The following is a 16747-nucleotide window of genomic DNA, read 5'->3' on the forward strand; positions in this document are numbered from 1 at the left end:
GTTGGGGGGCCGCTTGCCACTCTTTAGCCGGGACATTTTGAATCCGATAGGGTGTTTTGCCGCACCTTGTGGCAAAATGGCCCCATCGACAGAGTTTTTATCCCAACAGGTTGAGTCAAGCGTGAGTAGAGTCAGAGTCAAGAAGCGTTTCGTTGCCGGTGCCAAGTGCCCCAAGTGTCATGCCCAGGACAGCATAGTGTTGTTTAAGGAGCAGGGTGTCGAGACGGTCGAGTGCGTCGAGTGCGATTACCGTGAGCAGCAGGCCGAGGCCGAGGTGGCCAAGCAGGCCACTGGCGCAGTGATCGGGGTGTTTAAGCCCTAACGCTATTTAGGCCTGAAAAGCCTAGTCGCGAAAAACTTAGTCGTGAAAAACTTAGTCTTGAAAACCCTGTTGTAGAAACAGGTGGCGCGTCTGATTGAAGCGCGCCTCGTCGGCGAGGATGAAGTCGATCGCTAGCTGGGCATTTTCCTGCCTGAACTTCTCCGTCTTGGCGATCTCATATTCGTTCATCACTATGTTCATCGCCTCCACAGTCCATTCGCATTCCCCCCGGCCTATGCTGACCTCGTCGGGATCATAATGGGTCACCATCCAGTCCTGTAACTCTTCATTGTCTATCTTGCCCTGCTGCCAGGCGGTGAGCTGGTCGATGAGTTGCTGTTTGCTGATGTTGGCTTGGCTCATAGTTTTAAAAGTTTGCTGTCATTGGTGGGGGATTCGTCGCGCAGATTATAATCATAAACTCAAGAAGATGCGACGGCGTAGAGTTATGTCGTAATGATTGATCAAGTTTAATGCTCTTAATATTAATAAGAAAGAGCGCATAAGAGAATCGCGAGACAGTCTAGCTCTCTGTATAGCTGTCTGACCTAAGTGGGAATGATTACGTTATTCGGATATTAGGACGAGTTAATAAGTGAGGTGCCTCGTTTTGACACACCTCACCGAAATCTAGATATTTATATGTTGAAAAACAGCCGATTATTAACTTGAACGGCCACTTTTTATGTCTTTATCTACTCTCTAAGGTCAACACACATCTCTTGTAACCATTTTTGAACCTGTTAATGCATATCGGCGATACATGATAGTGATTATTAATAAGAGTATTTCAATAAACATAACACCACCTGATGAACTACTACTGTTTGAACCATCAGGGGGAGTAGTATTTCCATCGTTATTGCTTTCGTTACCTCCTGTGCCAGTATTGCCTCCTTCATTTTCAGTTCTTATATTAATGGAAAATGGTTGGCTAGAGATTGTATCTATACCGTCTGATACACTAACGATGATATTTTCAATGTTTGAGTCCCAATCTGATGGGGTTTTTCCATAAATTTCACCATTATCAGGATTAAACTTCACCCAGTTAGGAACTTGGTTAATGGAGAATGTCAATTTATCCATATCTTCATCCCATGCTCTGATTGGGATGTATAGGTATTGGTTGGCCATTAACGTAGGGCTAACAACATCAAGCATGATTGGGGCTCTATTGTTATAAGGATTTTTACAGCTTTCTCCTCGGCCAATTTTAGCGGCTAAGCACTCTTGATTTATTGTAAAAAACTCGTCTCCAAACTGATTTGATCTATATCTGAAATAGTAATGTCCATTCAAGTAAAACCCCTTGTCATTGATGTTACTTAATTCAGATGCATTGGGGATTTTTATCGTGTGCCATAGATCGTGTTCAGGCATATAAATAGCCAGATTAAATATCCCTCCAATACTACCTATTGGGACAAACAACCATTGGTTAGGGTCGTTATAAAATGTGATTGGATAGGGAGTGAAACTACTATGATAGTTACTAAGTGTGCTCAGTTCGGTGCTGGTGCTGTTTGATATTGAATACAGTTTTAGTTGGTTTGTGTCTGTTTCGAAATAGTAAGTTCCTCTGTTGGTATATAGCATTGAGTCTCGTCTGAACTTGTCGAAGTCATCATGTAGCAATGATATGGCTTTCGAAGTGAGATCAATTGATCTCAGTAAAGATATTGAACTATTAGACGTGAATTCTTGAGTTGAAAAGATAATTTTACCTTCGGGGTAATGTAGTTCACTGATATGTTCATTTTCATTGGCTTTATATAGTTCATGGTTTATTCCGCTCTTGCAATCATAAGAGTTGATGGAGTATACGCTTTGAGAAGGGTAATATTTTAAATAGTATGCTCTTCCGCTTTCACTATCAATGTAAGTGTAACGATTGTAAGCTATAGAAATAGATTCTCTAAGCTTGTATTGATTGCTATCCCATTTGTAAAAGTTTAATTTATCTTCTGAATCACTTGATAAGTCAATGTTTGCAACTAAATCGTGGCATTTCCCCGTAGTAGTATCTTTTAGGCCTACTTCACTGGATGAATAAATTTTATTTGATTCAGTGTCGATGATTTTTACTTTTCGCTGATGTGTTAGTGCAATTAACCTTCCTTTATCAGCTAAAATCAACTCTGAAAAGCTAAGGTTTTCATAATCGATTAGTTCTGTAGTTGTTTGGTTAGTGTTGTTGTACCTATTTATTTTTCCATTTAGCAAGTAAAATACATCATCATTTTCGTTAGCCAAAGAAAGTGAACTATATTTTGGATACTCAACAGGAAGAGTTTCATCTAAAACCTCTGCTCCCTCCATCGATGATGCTTTGAAAAATACATGGTTTACTTCTGTATCACCTGGATTTGTGATTTCTCTCAGTTTTAATTTTTCATCCAATTTACCAAAAGCAAAAACATCTTGGCTATTCCTGCTGGAAAGCTTTGTATTGCTTGAAATTGTTCTGTTGCCCTTATCTATACTTGATACATAGTCGAATGTATCAGTATCATTGTTTAATACGTGAAGTCCTTGACCAATCAATTTATCTGACTGAATGATTTTATCGAAAAATATTTTGTTGTCATGGATAAAATTTTTGTTGGTCAGTTGACCTTTTCCATAGAAGATGTCTCTGATATCTCCTTTCTCTTGTGAATAGACTATTATATGAGTATCTTTATTAAATGAACTATCGAAAAATATTTCTTTCTCTGATTTTCCCAAGTAGAAAACTTTTGTGTCATCAATTGAAAGCGTTAAGCGTTTTATATCACTATCATTATTGCTGTTGAATTTATATAGGTAATCTTCTGAACTGGTATAGCCTTTTATTAAGATATCTTGCCCTATGTGGTATAGAGATAAGTCCCCATGATAATTCTCTAGCTTTTCCCTGTGAATGAAACCAGTTATTTTCGTGTTGTTGTTATACTTAAATAAATTGTATGTTAACTCACCTGAACCCATGGAATTTACGGCTAGGGCTATGAAGTAGGAAGCATCGTCTGAGTGAAATACTTTTTTATATGGTATGAGAAAGTAATCTTCGTTCTCGTATAGAGTGTGTGACTCGCCTGTTGAAATGTTTATTTTTACAAGCTTTGAAATGTTATCTAATAATGTAATTGTAACGTATTCATCTTTTTTGTTAGCATCGGATAGCTTATATTGTTTATCTTCTTCAAACTCATAAATTAAATTTGTACCACTTTCGGTGCCATCTGTTGTGTAAATTTTCCCACCCAGTATACAAACAACTCTGGTGCCCCATAATGTACATTCTTGATCTTCGTGGAAGCTCGCTCTTTCGTGGAATCTAGTGCTAACATTTTGTTTGATATCGAATAGATAGGTTCCATCGTATAGTGAGTAAATGTATTTGCCTTCTCCTATTTTTAGTATGTTTTCTGCTATATAATTTGAACCTTTATTAGCTTTGATGTTTTCTTTTATTATATCTAGCTCATCAAACCTCCTTGTTCCTTGTGTGGTGCCATCTGTGATAAATGTGTCGCCTACCAATGAAAATTTAAAGACGACTTCATCTTTACTTAGTTGGTATATATTACTGATGCTGGAGCAGTTAATGTACTCTGAATTATTATTCCATAGATTCTGAGGGGTAAACTCACCGTGTTTAATAATCCAGGGTTGTAAACCATTTTCGTTACAGCCGAAAAAAAATGTGCCAGCTTTTACAGAGAAGTGATTATAACTCGAAGTGCTTAATGGGTAATAATTTTTGTTAAGATCGTAAGTTTTCACATAACCTTTATCTTCAAATGATAAAGCCTGAAAGGTTATTAGTGTTAGTATTAGATAAAATATTCTCATATCGCTCCCTTTTATTTTGATTTTTATTCCTTTGTCACATCTGTATAAGTTTAACTCTCTTAATTGAAGATAACTTCTAAGGATGTGTTTCTGCGTGTTCTATGTCAGCAGTGTTTTTTCGATTGATAATTGTACATTTGTTGGTGTTTTGTTAAAAGTGTTTTCTTTCTAACATCGTGCAGTGTCGTGCGTTAGTGAATGCTAATTTGTAGGCGTTTAATTAGGTGTGCAGCCAGGTGTTTTACCGTATGCATATCTCTTGGTGAATGTTTGTCGAATTACATCTACTGTCTTTGAACACCTTTTCGCTTTGTTTTTCTCGTTAATTTGTCGCGCACTTTTGATAAAAATTGATCCCTATCATGACGCTAAGGTTGCGTCCTTGCTCGCCTCAGGGTAGTTTGAGGTGTTTTTTCGCCTGGAAGACTAAAAATGAATAATAAAGCTACGTCCACTGCGGCGCCGCGCTTTCCTAGAATTTTCTGGATCGCCAACGGTGTCGAGTTGCTCGAACGAGCGGCATATTATGGGGTGTTTATCGTTATCACCCTCTATCTGTCACGCATCCTTGGCTTTAGCGATGTCGAAGCCGCCTGGCTGGCGGGTTCATTCTCCGCGGGTCTCTACTTTTTACCTACCTTTAGTGGTGCGTTAGCCGATAAGATTGGCTTTCGCGGCGCCCTGCTGTTGGCGTTTGGCCTGTTAACCATAGGCTATGCGTCCTTGGCGATATTCCCTGCGCTTATCGAATCTCAGGGGCTGGTGGAATATGGCAAGGAGACCATATATCACGGCCTGAAGGAGGCGGATATTCGCTGGGCGATCGTGCCTATTCTTATCGTCATCATGATAGGTGGCTCCTTCATCAAGGCGGTGATCACAGGTACCGTGGCGCTATCGACCACGGCCGAGACCCGTGCCAAGGGCTTCTCTATCTTCTACATGATGGTCAACATTGGCGCCTTCTCGGGTAAGACAGTGGTGAAGCCGCTGCGTGAATCCATGGGTGACCTGGGTCTGATTAACCTTAACTACTTCGCCGCCACCATGACGCTGATCGCCTTCTTCAGCATCATGCTCTTCTTCAAGAGCACGGAGGAGAACCGCTCGGGCAAGAGCCTGGGCGAGATCTGGCAGGCGCTGCTCAAGGTGCTGTCTAATGGTCGATTGATAGCCCTGATCTTAATCATCACAGGCTTCTGGATGGTACAGCATCAGCTCTACGCCACCATGCCAAAATATGTGCTGCGTATGGCCGGTGAGGGCTCATCGCCGTCATGGTACGCCAACGTCAACCCTCTGGTGGTCTTCCTCTGCGTCAGCTTCGTCACAGGTATGATGGCCAAGCGCAGCGCGCTGACCTCTATGACGGTGGGGATGTTTATCATGCCGGTATCGGCGCTGCTGATGGCCTCGGGTAACATGTTTGCCGGCAGTGAGACCATCTTAGGCATGCACCCCATCGCCGCCATGATGATCATAGGCATCGTATTCCAGGGCTTGGCCGAGTGTTTCATCTCGCCGCGCTTCCTGGAGTACTTCTCGCTACAGGCGCCTAAGGGCGAAGAGGGTCTCTACCTGGGCTTCTCGCACCTGCACTCTTTCATCAGTTCATTGCTGGGCTTCGGTCTGTCGGGTTACCTGCTGGAGGCCTACTGTCCAGATCCGCGCGTCTATAACGACCACGCCGCCTGGGTCGAGGCTTCGGCACATGCTCACTACATCTGGTATGTGTTTGCCGCTATCGCTAGTGTGTCGGCGGTGTCACTCATCATCTATGGCGCCGTGATCAAGCGTATCGATGCCAAGAATGATACCGACGCCGAATTGGCAACCGCCTAACTGTTTGACTCAGTTTTGGTTGGTTTAACCCTGAATGCCGTCGCGATCCCTCGCGGCGGCTTTTATTTTATTCCCCGTCTAATTGGCGCATTGCCGCCTGATTGCTGCTATAATCGCCGCCATATCCACGCACGCCCTTGAAGATTCATCGGCAGCTGCCATCACATAGCTTTATTTGTGCCTGATCTAACTCAGTTTTTCTCGGCACAGCATTAGGAAATTACCGTGAGTCAATCTGACGCTACTACGCCAAGCGGGGCTTTTGACAGTCTGCCGCTTAAACCCGCTTTGCTCGATACCCTGAAATCTATCGGCTTTCACCAGATGACGCCTATTCAGGCCCAGAGTCTGCCTGCCATCCTCAATGGGCAGGACGTCATAGGACAGGGCAAGACGGGCTCGGGCAAGACGGCCGCCTTCGGTTTAGGCCTGCTCAACAAGCTGGATGTGAAGCGTTTTCGTATCCAGACGTTAGTGCTTTGTCCTACCCGTGAGCTGGCGGATCAGGTAGCGGCGGAGCTGCGCACCCTGGCGCGCGGTATCCACAACATCAAGATCCTCACCCTGTGTGGTGGTGTGCCCATGGGGCCACAGATAGGCTCGCTGGAACACGGCGCCCACATTATCGTCGGTACGCCGGGTCGTATCATAGATCACCTGGACAGAGGCCGCTTGGATCTCGACAACGTCGATACGTTGGTGCTGGATGAGGCGGATCGCATGTTGGAGATGGGCTTTCAGCGTGAGCTGGACGCCATCATGCAAGAGGTGCCCCGTGAGCGTCAGACCCTGCTGTTTAGCGCCACCTTCCCCGAGCAGATCCAAGGGCTTAGCGAGCAGTTTATGATCGATCCCCTCATGGTGAAGGTCGAGGTACAGCACGGCGGAGAGAGTATCGAACAGCACTTCTATGAGTGCGGCAACAACAACGATCGTATGAAGGCGCTGCAGCTTCTGCTGCTCAAGCATCAGCCCGAGAGCGCCGTGGTTTTCTGTAACACCAAGCGTGAGACTAAGGATGTGGCGGCCAAGCTCACCAATGCCGGTTTCAGCGTGGTGGCCCTGCATGGGGATCTGGAGCAGCGCGATCGCGACCAGATGCTGCTCAAGTTTGCCAACAAGAGTGCCAGCGTCATGGTGGCCACCGACGTGGCGGCACGCGGCCTGGATATTGACGCCCTGGACATGGTGGTCAACTACCATATGGCCTATGACACTGAGGTGCACATTCACCGCATCGGCCGCACCGGCCGCGCCGGCAGCAAGGGCGCCGCCCATACCCTCTTTAACCATGAAGATGGCTACAAATTATCCCTGCTGGCAGATGCACTTGGCCGCGAGATAGACGGCGAGGCGCTGCCTGGTGAAGCCCTGCTGGACACCATGCCGTCGCAACCCAGAATGGTCACGATTCAGATCGACGGCGGTAAGAAGCAGAAGGTGCGTCCAGGGGATATCCTCGGCTGTCTTACCGGTGACAACGGCATCGAGGGTAGTGAAGTCGGCAAGATCAAGATCACCGAGTTCCGCTCCTACGTGGCGGTGGATCGCAAGGTGCTGCGCAAGGCCCTTAACAAGATCGTCAAGGGTAAGCTCAAGGGTAAGAGCTACCGGGCGTGGGAGTTAAAGTAAGGGTTCACGCTATGCTAGCGTGGTAATTGGAAAAGGAGCTGACTGACGTTAGCTCCTTTTTTGTTGTCTGGGGTTTGGTGGGGGCAGATCATCGATATATCTTGTCTCTTTGTTTGAGCAGCGTTTGGCAGCATGTTTAGTTGTTGAGTGAGGTTGAAGGTCGACCCTTCATGGCAATCTAACGCCTGCCCGGCGGGGGAATGTGCAAGCACTCTTTTGGCACGCTGTGAATATATCCCTATACGCTTCACGGCGGCGTCCGTGCCGCCGAGAGCCAAAAGCGTGCTTACACCCGTATCTAAACGTCTCTTCGAATTGGCGGTATTGGCGTGTCTAAAGCGTGAAAACTAACTGATTTTTGCCCCAAAGTGTGTTGGCCTTGGAATGAAGGTTTGGCATTTCTATAGTTTGTTTGTTTGTTTGTTTGTTTGTTTGTTTGTTTGTTTGTTTGTTTGATTTGCATTTGGCCACATGATCATTAATTAAATGAGTTGAAGGTCGTACCTTCATCGCTATCTAACGCCTGCCCGGCGTGGGATGTGCAGATACGCCCGTGACGCACTGTGCGCCATCCCTGGCCGCTCTGCGGTTTCATCTGACCTACATGGATGTAGGGAATGCCGAAAATGTCGGGAACATTTTTTTGCCATGAAACCGAAGGTCACTGGCGTATCTACACTCGGCATCTAACGTCTCTTCGATTTGGCCGTGTTTGGTGTGAAGAGGGAATGAAAAAGCTGATTTGGTTTTGCCCCAAAATGAGTTAACACTTTGTCGGTGGAGCAGTACCTAACGAACTTTCTGGCCTGGCAATTTGTCGTCGCTACACCTGCGTGATCTAATTCACTACTCCCCAACCCAAAAAACTGGATAACTATACAGTCATATTCAGATCACAAGGATTTTGAACGACTTTTATCCTGTATTTGTGCGCGTTTTCTCATTTAGGTATAAATTAATAGCTTTAAAATTAACTACTTATAACATGCGTTAAGTAGATAATAGGTTTGGAAAACGCGCATGCGCGCTCTTCCAGATGGTATATTTGGCAAAATGCTGATAAGTTCATTACATACAGATAGTTAGCTATGCGCGTATTCACTGGTCCAACGAGGTAAACGCGCATGCGCACTAATAAAATGTTATAAGGCTTTATGAGTTCGACATTAATCGCAGCCGCAGTGGTTGCATCAATAAGTACACCAAACTATGAAGTATCATCATGTGATAATTCAAAATTTGAGCTAAAGCACGCTGTTGTTGCTAAATGGCCTGTGATTGAAGATCACCTGCGTTTAGATTCTGGATTTGTGAAAATAGAAGCTATAGTAAGCTCCACTGGTGTTGTAACTTCTCAAAAAGTAACTGAGACAAAGCCCCGACGTATATTTGACCGTTCAGCTAAAAAGGCAATGGAGAAATGGTTATTCTCAGAGAGTGACAAAGAGCAAAGATGTTTTAATGTTGTCTTTAAGTTTAAGTTGGTGCGTTGAAGCGCCTTATAACAAGCCAAGTCAGCGGGACTATTTCTCGCTGCGCTCAAAATAGCCCCTGCTTGGGGCATTAACTGCCCAAGAGAAATCGAGTGAAGTACGAGATTCGAAGACAAGATAAAGTCATTGGCATAACCGAACTAGAAGGCGGCGATCCTCCTATGGGATTCGTTTTTGGTGCAGTCGATCCAACTGACTTTTATTTATCGGGTGCAGGGAAAACCGACTGGAAAATATATACATGTGATACCAACGAAGAGATAGCTAGTGAGTCCATTACCATTGAAGATCTTTCGGAGGAGATGGGTGAGCAATGTATAGAAGTAACAGTTTTGGTTAAATCGGCAGAAGAATATGAAAGGTTCTTCAAACACCACCTCGAAGCTTATGGCAAACAATTTAGCTAAGCAGCAGTTAACAAGCAAAGGCTGTATCGCTCACGCAAAAGGCGCGTGGGCTGGACTCGCTAACGCTCACCGCTGCTTTGGGGGTTAAAGCTAAGAGCATGTGGAAGTTCATCAATACAATACTGCTAGTGTTTTGTTTTTGCTTCGGGGCTGCAGAGTCAATTCTGTTCGGGGATATGATGGATATACAATGGGGAAGAGATGACTTTCTTCTGGCCCCCTTAGTGTTTGGAGCTATGTGCTTTCTCTCCATATGGAGTTGTAGAATCTTTAGCAAAGACTCCAAGTGGTACACCCCTTCTTATAACATGAACCTCTTCGCCAACGACAATCCGTTAAAATTTCCTTTCGCGTTAGGTGGTCTGTCTGCAGTATTGGGCTTAGGGTGGTTAGCTGCAGACATCTACCAAAGTAGGGAAATTAGCAACTTCGCAATTATGCTACTTTTCTCCGGGATTGGAGTTTTTGCCACTGGGTTTATATCAGTTAAGGTGTTCTCCCATGAAACGATTTAACAATTACAGGCATCGGTTCTACGCAAGCAAGCTTGCTCCGTCCGTTGCAGTATGGGTTAAGTAACTAAAGGAAATCTTATGAATAAGTTGAAAAAAGGGAATTTATTCACGCGAACAGAGATACAGCAGCTAGTTGGTGGTGAAATACAAACATACCTACCTCAGAAAAATAAAGTGATTTTAGCTGGGTGTTTCAACCGAAAATTAAATCCTGATTGCCCAACGGAAGTTCAAGCTGGCAACGCTAAAAAAGTAACTCAAAAGGCAGCTTTACTAATTAGCCAACCAAATACTATTTTTCCGGTTTTCACCAAAGAATCTGATACAGACAAACACTATGAGTTTATCGGAATGTACCGTTGCACAGGAGGAACAAATGATCCAAAAGTCCTTGCTCAAGCAGAGAAGAAATCAGGACGAATCGATCAGTTGTCATACGTTTTCCAGCTTGAGAACGTTACTTAACAAACAAAATCAGCAGCGCCCGAAAGCGGGCCGGACGTCGCTTCGATTCGCCGCTGTTTAGAGCATTAGCACATACAAACGTTAATCTGAAGCTCACATATATAGCTCTAAAGTTCTAACTCATTTTTGTCCAAGAATGTTTTAAAGCTAGGTTGTGCAATAACGTTAAATCGAAGAGACGATAGATACTGGTGTAAACACATTTGTGACCTTCCGAGGCATGGATGCCGAGGCAGAGCTCACATGGATGTGCTCGTAGCGTGTCACAAATGTGTTTGCACATAAGCCTGCCGCAGGCAATTTAAAACCATGAAGGTCAACGCTGCCATCAGCGAAGTAAAAACCTATGCAGCTAAAAGTTACAAGTTAAAAAAGCCAATACCTTCATTCGAAGGCCTAATTACTTTTGTCCAAAAATAAGTCAGATTGCGCTAGTCGCACAATTAACGCTAAATCGAAGAGACGGGGGCACAAAAGGCCGTTTACTCACATCCATGTGATCACGACATTGCTGTATCCATGTCACAGCAGCATTCGTGAGTCCATTCACATCAGATGTTTCGCCAGAGCCTACAAGGTAATATTCAAGCAACATCCGCGTTTACATGTCAGTTCGGCATCCATGTCTCTCGTTCGTGAGTACGAAGTAGCACTTCACTCACCGTCTCAATGGCATATCAGCACATGACCCCCGCAGGTGATAAGTACACCATGACGCCATGACTCGACATTCCCAGTTGTATTCGCCCTACCGGATTAAGAAAACGTATGAAGCTGGATGTGACTGGCTGCTGCCAGGGTTAACTCTAGTAAGGTTATTTTGCCTTGCCGGGCGTTTTAGTATAGATTCCGCGCTCGTTAATCTATTGGTATGTAAGAAAAAATGAATAAAGAGGCCGTTGTCGCGGGTCAGGCGATCTACTCCAAGAGTGTGCTCGCCATCTATGATCTTTGGGTGCTGGGATTTTCCAATCACTATCTGTGGAAGTGTCCTACCAGGCTGATCGCCGAGCAGTTTGCCGCCTTGACCTCAGCCAATCACTTAGATGTCGGTGTCGGCACGGGTTACTACCTCAAGCATCATCTGCCGGAGCATACCCGGCGCATCGCCCTGATGGATCTCAATGAGAACAGCCTGGCATCGGCCTCGGCCGTGGTACGTCGTCTTTCCCCCGAGATCTATTGCCGCAACGTCCTGGCGCCGCTTGAGCTAACATGCGATGGCTTCGATTCGGTCAGCGTGAACTATCTGCTGCACTGCCTGCCGGGCACCATGGCAGAGAAATGCGTGCTCTTCACCCATCTCGAATCTGTTATGAAGCCAGGCGCCGTGCTGTTTGGCAGCACAATTCTGGGCATCGGCATCACGCCCAATGCCTTCGCGGCCAGGCTGATGGCTATCTACAACAAGAAGGGGATCTTCTGTAATCAGGCTGACGATATCGACACCCTGACCCAGGCGCTAAGCGCCAGATTCGATCGGTTCAACATCAGGCAGGTGGGCTGCGTCGCCCTGTTTAGCGCAGTGAAGCGCTAGAGATCGTTTCTTTCTTAACCCGTCTCAGCCTTCACTGCGGCTCAGGCGGTATCTGGGGAGGTCATCGGCAATCTTGAGCCAGTCGGGCTGATTGCCCGTGTAGATGTGATATCTGGGGGCGACCGCGTTGGCATCGTCCAGGCTGGCGATGCTCAGGGTGTAGTAATCTGGGTAGTCGGTACTGCGATAGCTGATGCTGGTACCACACTGGTCGCAAAAGCCGCGGCGAATGGTGTCTGAGGAGGCGTATTCCTTGGGCGCCCCCTGTAACCAAGTGACCTGGTCGGCCTTAAAATCCATCCAGCAGGTGGCCATAGCGCCGGTGCTCTTCTGGCACTGGCGGCAGTGGCAGTAATCGCTATCGAACGGCTGCGCCGACACCTTGTAGCGCAGCGCGCCGCACAGGCAGCCGCCTTGTAATTGCTCTACTGTTTTCATCTGTATTGCCGCCTAACTTTAGAGTTCATCCTTAAGATCGATACCTTAACATTAACTGTGAGTCTTTAGTTTCGTGGATAGATCTCAAGAATAGGAAACTTGTGTTCACCAAAAGCTAAGGTAATCGAGAGAATCTCATTGGCGGAAAATCTTGTTTTAAAGATGTGAGGCGTCAGTCTCTCACCATTAGCAAACAGTGCCATGAGTTGGTTCTGGTTTAACGTACGTTGGCCGGATGCTAAGTTTTCAACGGTTACTACCGCCCAGCGCTCTCCTGCTTCATTACTCATCAGCACGCTATTGAGCACCTTAAAATCACTGATATCAGGTTGAATGTTATTTTCGTTGGGAAATGAGGATTGGAAGCTACCGGAGACGCTGCGATCGACGGTTAACACATCGTCTACCGCTATTGCCATGCCTGAACTTAACAGGCCGATTGCGAGCATAATAAATTTCAACATAGTGTCCTTACTTATTTTCCATGGTGTCCTTATTTAATCTGCATATTGTTTTATGCTACTTCGAGATTGAAATCAACCGTGATAGGGGCGCAGATATTTCTGGCCCCAGATGACTCTTCAACTAGTGATTCGCAGGTGCGCTCTGGCTAGGACGGCGACGTCTGCGACGGCGAGCGGGGGCGTTACCGTCCCTGTGCTCCTGTTTGCCTTGGTTTTGCGCTTGTTGACCTTCGCTCGCAGGCTTGCTAGTACCAGTACTTGCGCCTGTTCGGCGACGGCCCTGACCCTCTTTGTTGCCCTGAGCTTGATCGCCGCGGCGAGGCTGTCCAGCCTTGTCTGAACCCTGGCCGTTGCTTGAGCGATTGCTGCTGCGTTGGCTGTTGCTTTTAGGCTTAGGATTACGTGGTCCCTTGTGCTGACCATGGCGCTTAGGCGTCAGGTTGGTCTCGGGCAGGGTGTGTGTCGGCTCGAAGCCTTCTACTTCGGCACGCGGCAGCAGCTTGCCGATCAGGCGCTCGATATCTGCCAGCAGCTTGGCCTCTTCGTCGCTCACCAGGGAGACAGCTTTGCCATCGGCGCCAGCACGACCGGTACGGCCGATGCGGTGCACATAATCTTCGGGCACGTTTGGCAGGTCGAAGTTGACCACTTGAGGCAGCTGGTCGATATCCAGGCCGCGGGCGGCGATGTCGGTGGCTACGAGCACGCGGATGTCGCCCGACTTAAAGTTAGCCAGCGCCTTAGTGCGGGCGCCCTGGCTCTTGTTGCCGTGGATTGCCGCTGCGGTGATCCCTTTGCCGTCCAGGGTCTTGGCCAGACGATTGGCGCCATGTTTGGTACGGCTAAATACCAACACCTGCTGCCAGTTATTCTGTTTGATGAGGGCGATAAGGGCCGCCGACTTCTTACTCTTATCCACGGGGCAGATAAGCTGCTGTACGGTATTGGCCGTGGTGTTACGTGGCGTAACCGAGATCTCCACCGGATTGTTCACCAGCCCCTTGGCCAGGGTGCGGATCTCATCGGAGAAGGTGGCGGAAAACATCAGGTTCTGCCGCTTGGGTGGTAAGATGGCGAGGATCTTCTTGATGTCGTGAATAAAGCCCATGTCCAGCATGCGGTCGGCCTCATCCAGCACCAGTGTCTCCAGCTGAGAGAAGCTCACGGCATCTTGCTGATAGAGATCCAACAGACGGCCCGGTGTGGCCACCAAGATATCGACGCCGCGCTTAAGTTGACTGATCTGTGGGCTGATGCCGACACCGCCGAACACCACGGCGCTGCGAAGCGGCAGATGTTGACCATAGGTGGTGACGCTTTCGGCGATCTGGGCCGCCAGTTCGCGGGTTGGCGTCAAGACCAGAGCGCGCACCTGTTTGCTGCGGGCGCGAGGACCTCCACTGAGTAGTTCCAGTAGCGGCAGGGTAAAGCCGGCTGTCTTGCCCGTCCCTGTCTGCGCCGCCGCCATCACATCTTTACCCGACAATACTGCTGGGATAGCCTGGGCCTGGATGGGCGAGGGGGTTTGATAACCTTTGTCGGCTACAGCTTTGAGTATGGGGGCGGATAACCCCAGGGAGGTAAAACTCATAGATGGATCTCTTGGGCGACGGGGCCGGATAATTGGAAGCCAGCGTGCTGGCGGGCGTGCAGCTTACATTAAGCGATAGCAAAGTGCTATCGAATTCGCCAGTTTTGCCTGGTTGAAGGGAGCAACTTTTTCGTATTTTGTGCGCGCTAATGATTGAGTTTTATCCAGAGGAGACTACAATAGCCGCCTTTCTGACGACAGTGGTATATTAGACCGCTGTTTCCCTCAATGAGCGCCACGTTTGCACTCGAAGATCGAATTAGGAAATTAACATGACACAACAAAAGAAATACGGTCTTCGCGTGAGCGAAGCCGAAGGTAGCTGGACTGCCGAAGTCACCCGTCGCATGACGGCACGCAAGACAGTAGTGACTAAGGCGCAAACTGGCTTTGCCAGCGAAGCCGAGGCCACCGCTTGGGGCGAAGAGACCCTCAAGGGCATAGTCGATAACCTGATGCTGCGTAACGAGCGTCGTGCCAAGCAGCGTGTCGAGCGTAACGAAGCCGCTGCCGCCAAAGAAGCCGCCGCCGAGAAATGGCGCGCCGAGCGTGACGCCGCTGGCGACAGCGATCTGGATGACGACTTCTTCGATGAAGACGACGAGTAACGGGACGAAGACGAGTCGTCGCCAGGCAAGATAAAAAAAAGCCCAGCAGATGCTGGGCTTTTTGCGTTTGTGGAGATGAGATTAACTGATATAGCTTTGACCTGCGTAGATCACGAAGTGTCTCAGGGCCAGCACGCCGGTGAGGCTGCAGCAGGCCACGGCTATCATCACGCCCTTGCTGTGACGTGTCTGCGACGGCATCAACATGGTGAGCAGCGGGATGGCAAAGCCGATACCGACCACGCCGACCCAGAACACGCTGGCCCAGACACCTGTGGTGAGTGACGCCAGCGCCGCCGCAGCTGCTCCACCCTTGAAGTAGAGGGCGCAGAACAGCATGAACAGGAACATGATCTCGCTCAGCATCACGGGCAGTTCCAGGCCATGCATCTTGCTCAGGTTGGTATCATGGCTGTGGGTGTTAAACATCAGCAGCGCGCCGATAGCGTTAGCCGCCGCGCCGGCTGACAGGCCAGACACCAGGAAGAGCGCCGGCAGTACCGCAGTGTTCAGCAGCGGGTAGGCGTTCATCGCCGAGATTAGGAAGCCGGTATAGGCGCCCACACCTATGGCTAGCACAAACAGCACTACCTCAATCGCCTTGCGCATCGGCATTAGTGCTTCTGCCACAGGTACCAGGAAGTCCAGCTTCCGCTTGGTCAGCTCATCCCTTAGCACGATCAGTGAGTAGGCGATGCCGATTGGCGAGTAGAGCAGTAGCGCCAGCACACCGATAGACATGACAGAGCTGAAGTTGTAGTTGACCAAGATCAGCCAGAACTCAAATGGCTTGGTCAGGTCAAACACCAGACAGGCCAGGCCCAAGGTGATGGCCAGCGGACTGATGATGGCTGCGGCTTTTAAAATCGCGCTCTCTATCGCCTTCTCTTTGCTGTACCAACGCAGACCTATGCCTATCAGGATGGAGCCCGCCGAGAGGCCCGCCATAAACAGGTAGACTGCGATAACCCAGTTCCAGGTGACTGGATCATATTGCGCCATATCGCCCCAGGTATTGTTCATGACTGTATCCCCCCACGTTTCGTTGGAATGCGATAGACCCTAGGCTTGGTCCCCAGATGGGTCTTCTCCTGATAGGTCGCTTTGGTGTTGATGAGTTTGGCTACCTCGCTGCTCGGGTCGTTGGCGTCGCCAAAGGTCAGTGCATCTGTGGGACACACGGTGACACAGGCGGGCAGTTCGCCGCGGGCCAGGCGGGTGTCCTTACAGAAGTTACACTTGTCGGCCGCCTTGGTTTCAGGGTTGATGAAACGCACCTTGTAGGGGCAGGCCGCCACACAGTACATACAGCCGACGCACTTATCTTCCTTGATGGAGACCAGGCCATCGTCGCCCACATAGGCCGCACCAGTCGGGCAGACGGTGACACAGGGGGCGTTCTCACACTGCTGGCAGGAGACGCGGTTATATTTAAAGTGCAGATGCGGCGCATCGCCAAAGGGGCCTTCTACGCGCACTTGCAAGCGGGTGACTCCCTCGGGGACGCCGTTTTCGCTGCGACAGGCGACGCTGCAGGCCTGACAGCCGATGCAGCGATTCTCGTCGTGCACCATTACATATCTTTTACTCATA

At 48.2% G+C, this 16747-nt stretch carries 16 protein-coding genes; 9 read left to right on the forward strand and 7 right to left on the reverse strand.

What is annotated here, in order from left to right; genetic code table 11:
* Window positions 1-121 precede the first annotated feature (121 nt).
* Window positions 122-322 (forward strand): YheV family putative zinc ribbon protein, encoded by a 201-nt coding sequence (locus tag K0H81_RS03095; protein WP_011864400.1) that lies wholly within the window; start codon window positions 122-124, stop codon window positions 320-322.
* Between the two features lie 51 nt (window positions 323-373).
* Here the strand turns inward: K0H81_RS03095 and K0H81_RS03100 are convergent, their stop codons facing one another.
* Together K0H81_RS03100 and K0H81_RS03105 are read right to left on the reverse strand one after the other, a co-directional pair.
* Complete coding sequence (locus K0H81_RS03100) at window positions 374-685, reverse strand: hypothetical protein (protein WP_220059849.1); 312 nt, start codon at window positions 683-685, stop codon at window positions 374-376.
* 345 nt (window positions 686-1030) lie between these two features.
* Window positions 1031-4162: a hypothetical protein gene (locus K0H81_RS03105; protein ID WP_220059850.1), complete on the reverse strand. Its 3132-nt coding sequence runs from the start codon at window positions 4160-4162 to the stop codon at window positions 1031-1033.
* A gap of 432 nt (window positions 4163-4594) precedes the next feature.
* On the opposite strand from K0H81_RS03105, the gene K0H81_RS03110 reads away from it, so the two are divergent.
* From K0H81_RS03110 to K0H81_RS03135, 7 genes are all read left to right on the forward strand, one after another.
* Window positions 4595-6004, forward strand: a complete 1410-nt coding sequence (locus tag K0H81_RS03110) for an MFS transporter (protein WP_220059851.1) — start codon at window positions 4595-4597, stop codon at window positions 6002-6004.
* A gap of 225 nt (window positions 6005-6229) precedes the next feature.
* Window positions 6230-7636, forward strand: a complete 1407-nt coding sequence (dbpA, locus tag K0H81_RS03115) for an ATP-dependent RNA helicase DbpA (RefSeq protein ID WP_220059852.1) — start codon at window positions 6230-6232, stop codon at window positions 7634-7636.
* 1154 nt (window positions 7637-8790) lie between these two features.
* A complete protein-coding gene (locus tag K0H81_RS03120; RefSeq protein WP_220059853.1) occupies window positions 8791-9129 on the forward strand; it encodes an energy transducer TonB family protein in 339 nt (112 codons plus the stop codon).
* A gap of 92 nt (window positions 9130-9221) precedes the next feature.
* On the forward strand, window positions 9222-9536 hold the full coding sequence (locus tag K0H81_RS03125) for a hypothetical protein (protein WP_220059854.1): 315 nt from the start codon (window positions 9222-9224) through the stop codon (window positions 9534-9536).
* Window positions 9537-9844: 308 nt separating this feature from the next.
* Complete coding sequence (locus tag K0H81_RS20340) at window positions 9845-10051, forward strand: hypothetical protein (protein ID WP_491573767.1); 207 nt, start codon at window positions 9845-9847, stop codon at window positions 10049-10051.
* A 78-nt stretch (window positions 10052-10129) separates the two neighbouring features.
* Entirely contained in the window at window positions 10130-10516 is a 387-nt protein-coding gene (locus K0H81_RS03130; protein ID WP_220059855.1) for a hypothetical protein, read from the forward strand.
* A gap of 883 nt (window positions 10517-11399) precedes the next feature.
* Window positions 11400-12053 carry a methyltransferase domain-containing protein gene (locus tag K0H81_RS03135; RefSeq protein ID WP_220059856.1) on the forward strand — a complete coding sequence of 218 codons (654 nt, stop codon included), beginning with the start codon at window positions 11400-11402 and terminating at the stop codon, window positions 12051-12053.
* A 24-nt stretch (window positions 12054-12077) separates the two neighbouring features.
* Here the strand turns inward: K0H81_RS03135 and K0H81_RS03140 are convergent, their stop codons facing one another.
* The 3 genes from K0H81_RS03140 to K0H81_RS03150 form a co-directional block, all read right to left on the reverse strand.
* Window positions 12078-12491, reverse strand: coding sequence for a GFA family protein (locus tag K0H81_RS03140; RefSeq protein WP_220059857.1), 414 nt, complete (start codon window positions 12489-12491; stop codon window positions 12078-12080).
* Between the two features lie 65 nt (window positions 12492-12556).
* Entirely contained in the window at window positions 12557-12955 is a 399-nt protein-coding gene (locus K0H81_RS03145) for a hypothetical protein (RefSeq protein ID WP_220059858.1), read from the reverse strand.
* 121 nt (window positions 12956-13076) lie between these two features.
* Entirely contained in the window at window positions 13077-14546 is a 1470-nt protein-coding gene (locus K0H81_RS03150; protein ID WP_220059859.1) for a DEAD/DEAH box helicase, read from the reverse strand.
* A gap of 272 nt (window positions 14547-14818) precedes the next feature.
* On the opposite strand from K0H81_RS03150, the gene K0H81_RS03155 reads away from it, so the two are divergent.
* Complete coding sequence (locus tag K0H81_RS03155) at window positions 14819-15154, forward strand: DUF3622 domain-containing protein (RefSeq protein ID WP_144199680.1); 336 nt, start codon at window positions 14819-14821, stop codon at window positions 15152-15154.
* An 81-nt stretch (window positions 15155-15235) separates the two neighbouring features.
* Here K0H81_RS03155 and nrfD read toward each other — a convergent pair whose 3' ends face one another.
* The gene (gene nrfD / locus K0H81_RS03160) at window positions 15236-16177 is read right to left on the reverse strand and encodes an NrfD/PsrC family molybdoenzyme membrane anchor subunit (protein WP_220059860.1); all 942 of its coding nucleotides are present in this window, start codon (window positions 16175-16177) and stop codon (window positions 15236-15238) included.
* Complete coding sequence (locus K0H81_RS03165; RefSeq protein ID WP_011864413.1) at window positions 16174-16746, reverse strand: 4Fe-4S dicluster domain-containing protein; 573 nt, start codon at window positions 16744-16746, stop codon at window positions 16174-16176. The genes nrfD and K0H81_RS03165 overlap by 4 nt, the downstream gene beginning before the upstream one ends.
* Window position 16747: the final 1 nt, after the last annotated feature.

Source organism: Shewanella halotolerans, assembly GCF_019457535.1.
Classification (GTDB): Bacteria; Pseudomonadota; Gammaproteobacteria; order Enterobacterales; family Shewanellaceae; genus Shewanella; species Shewanella halotolerans.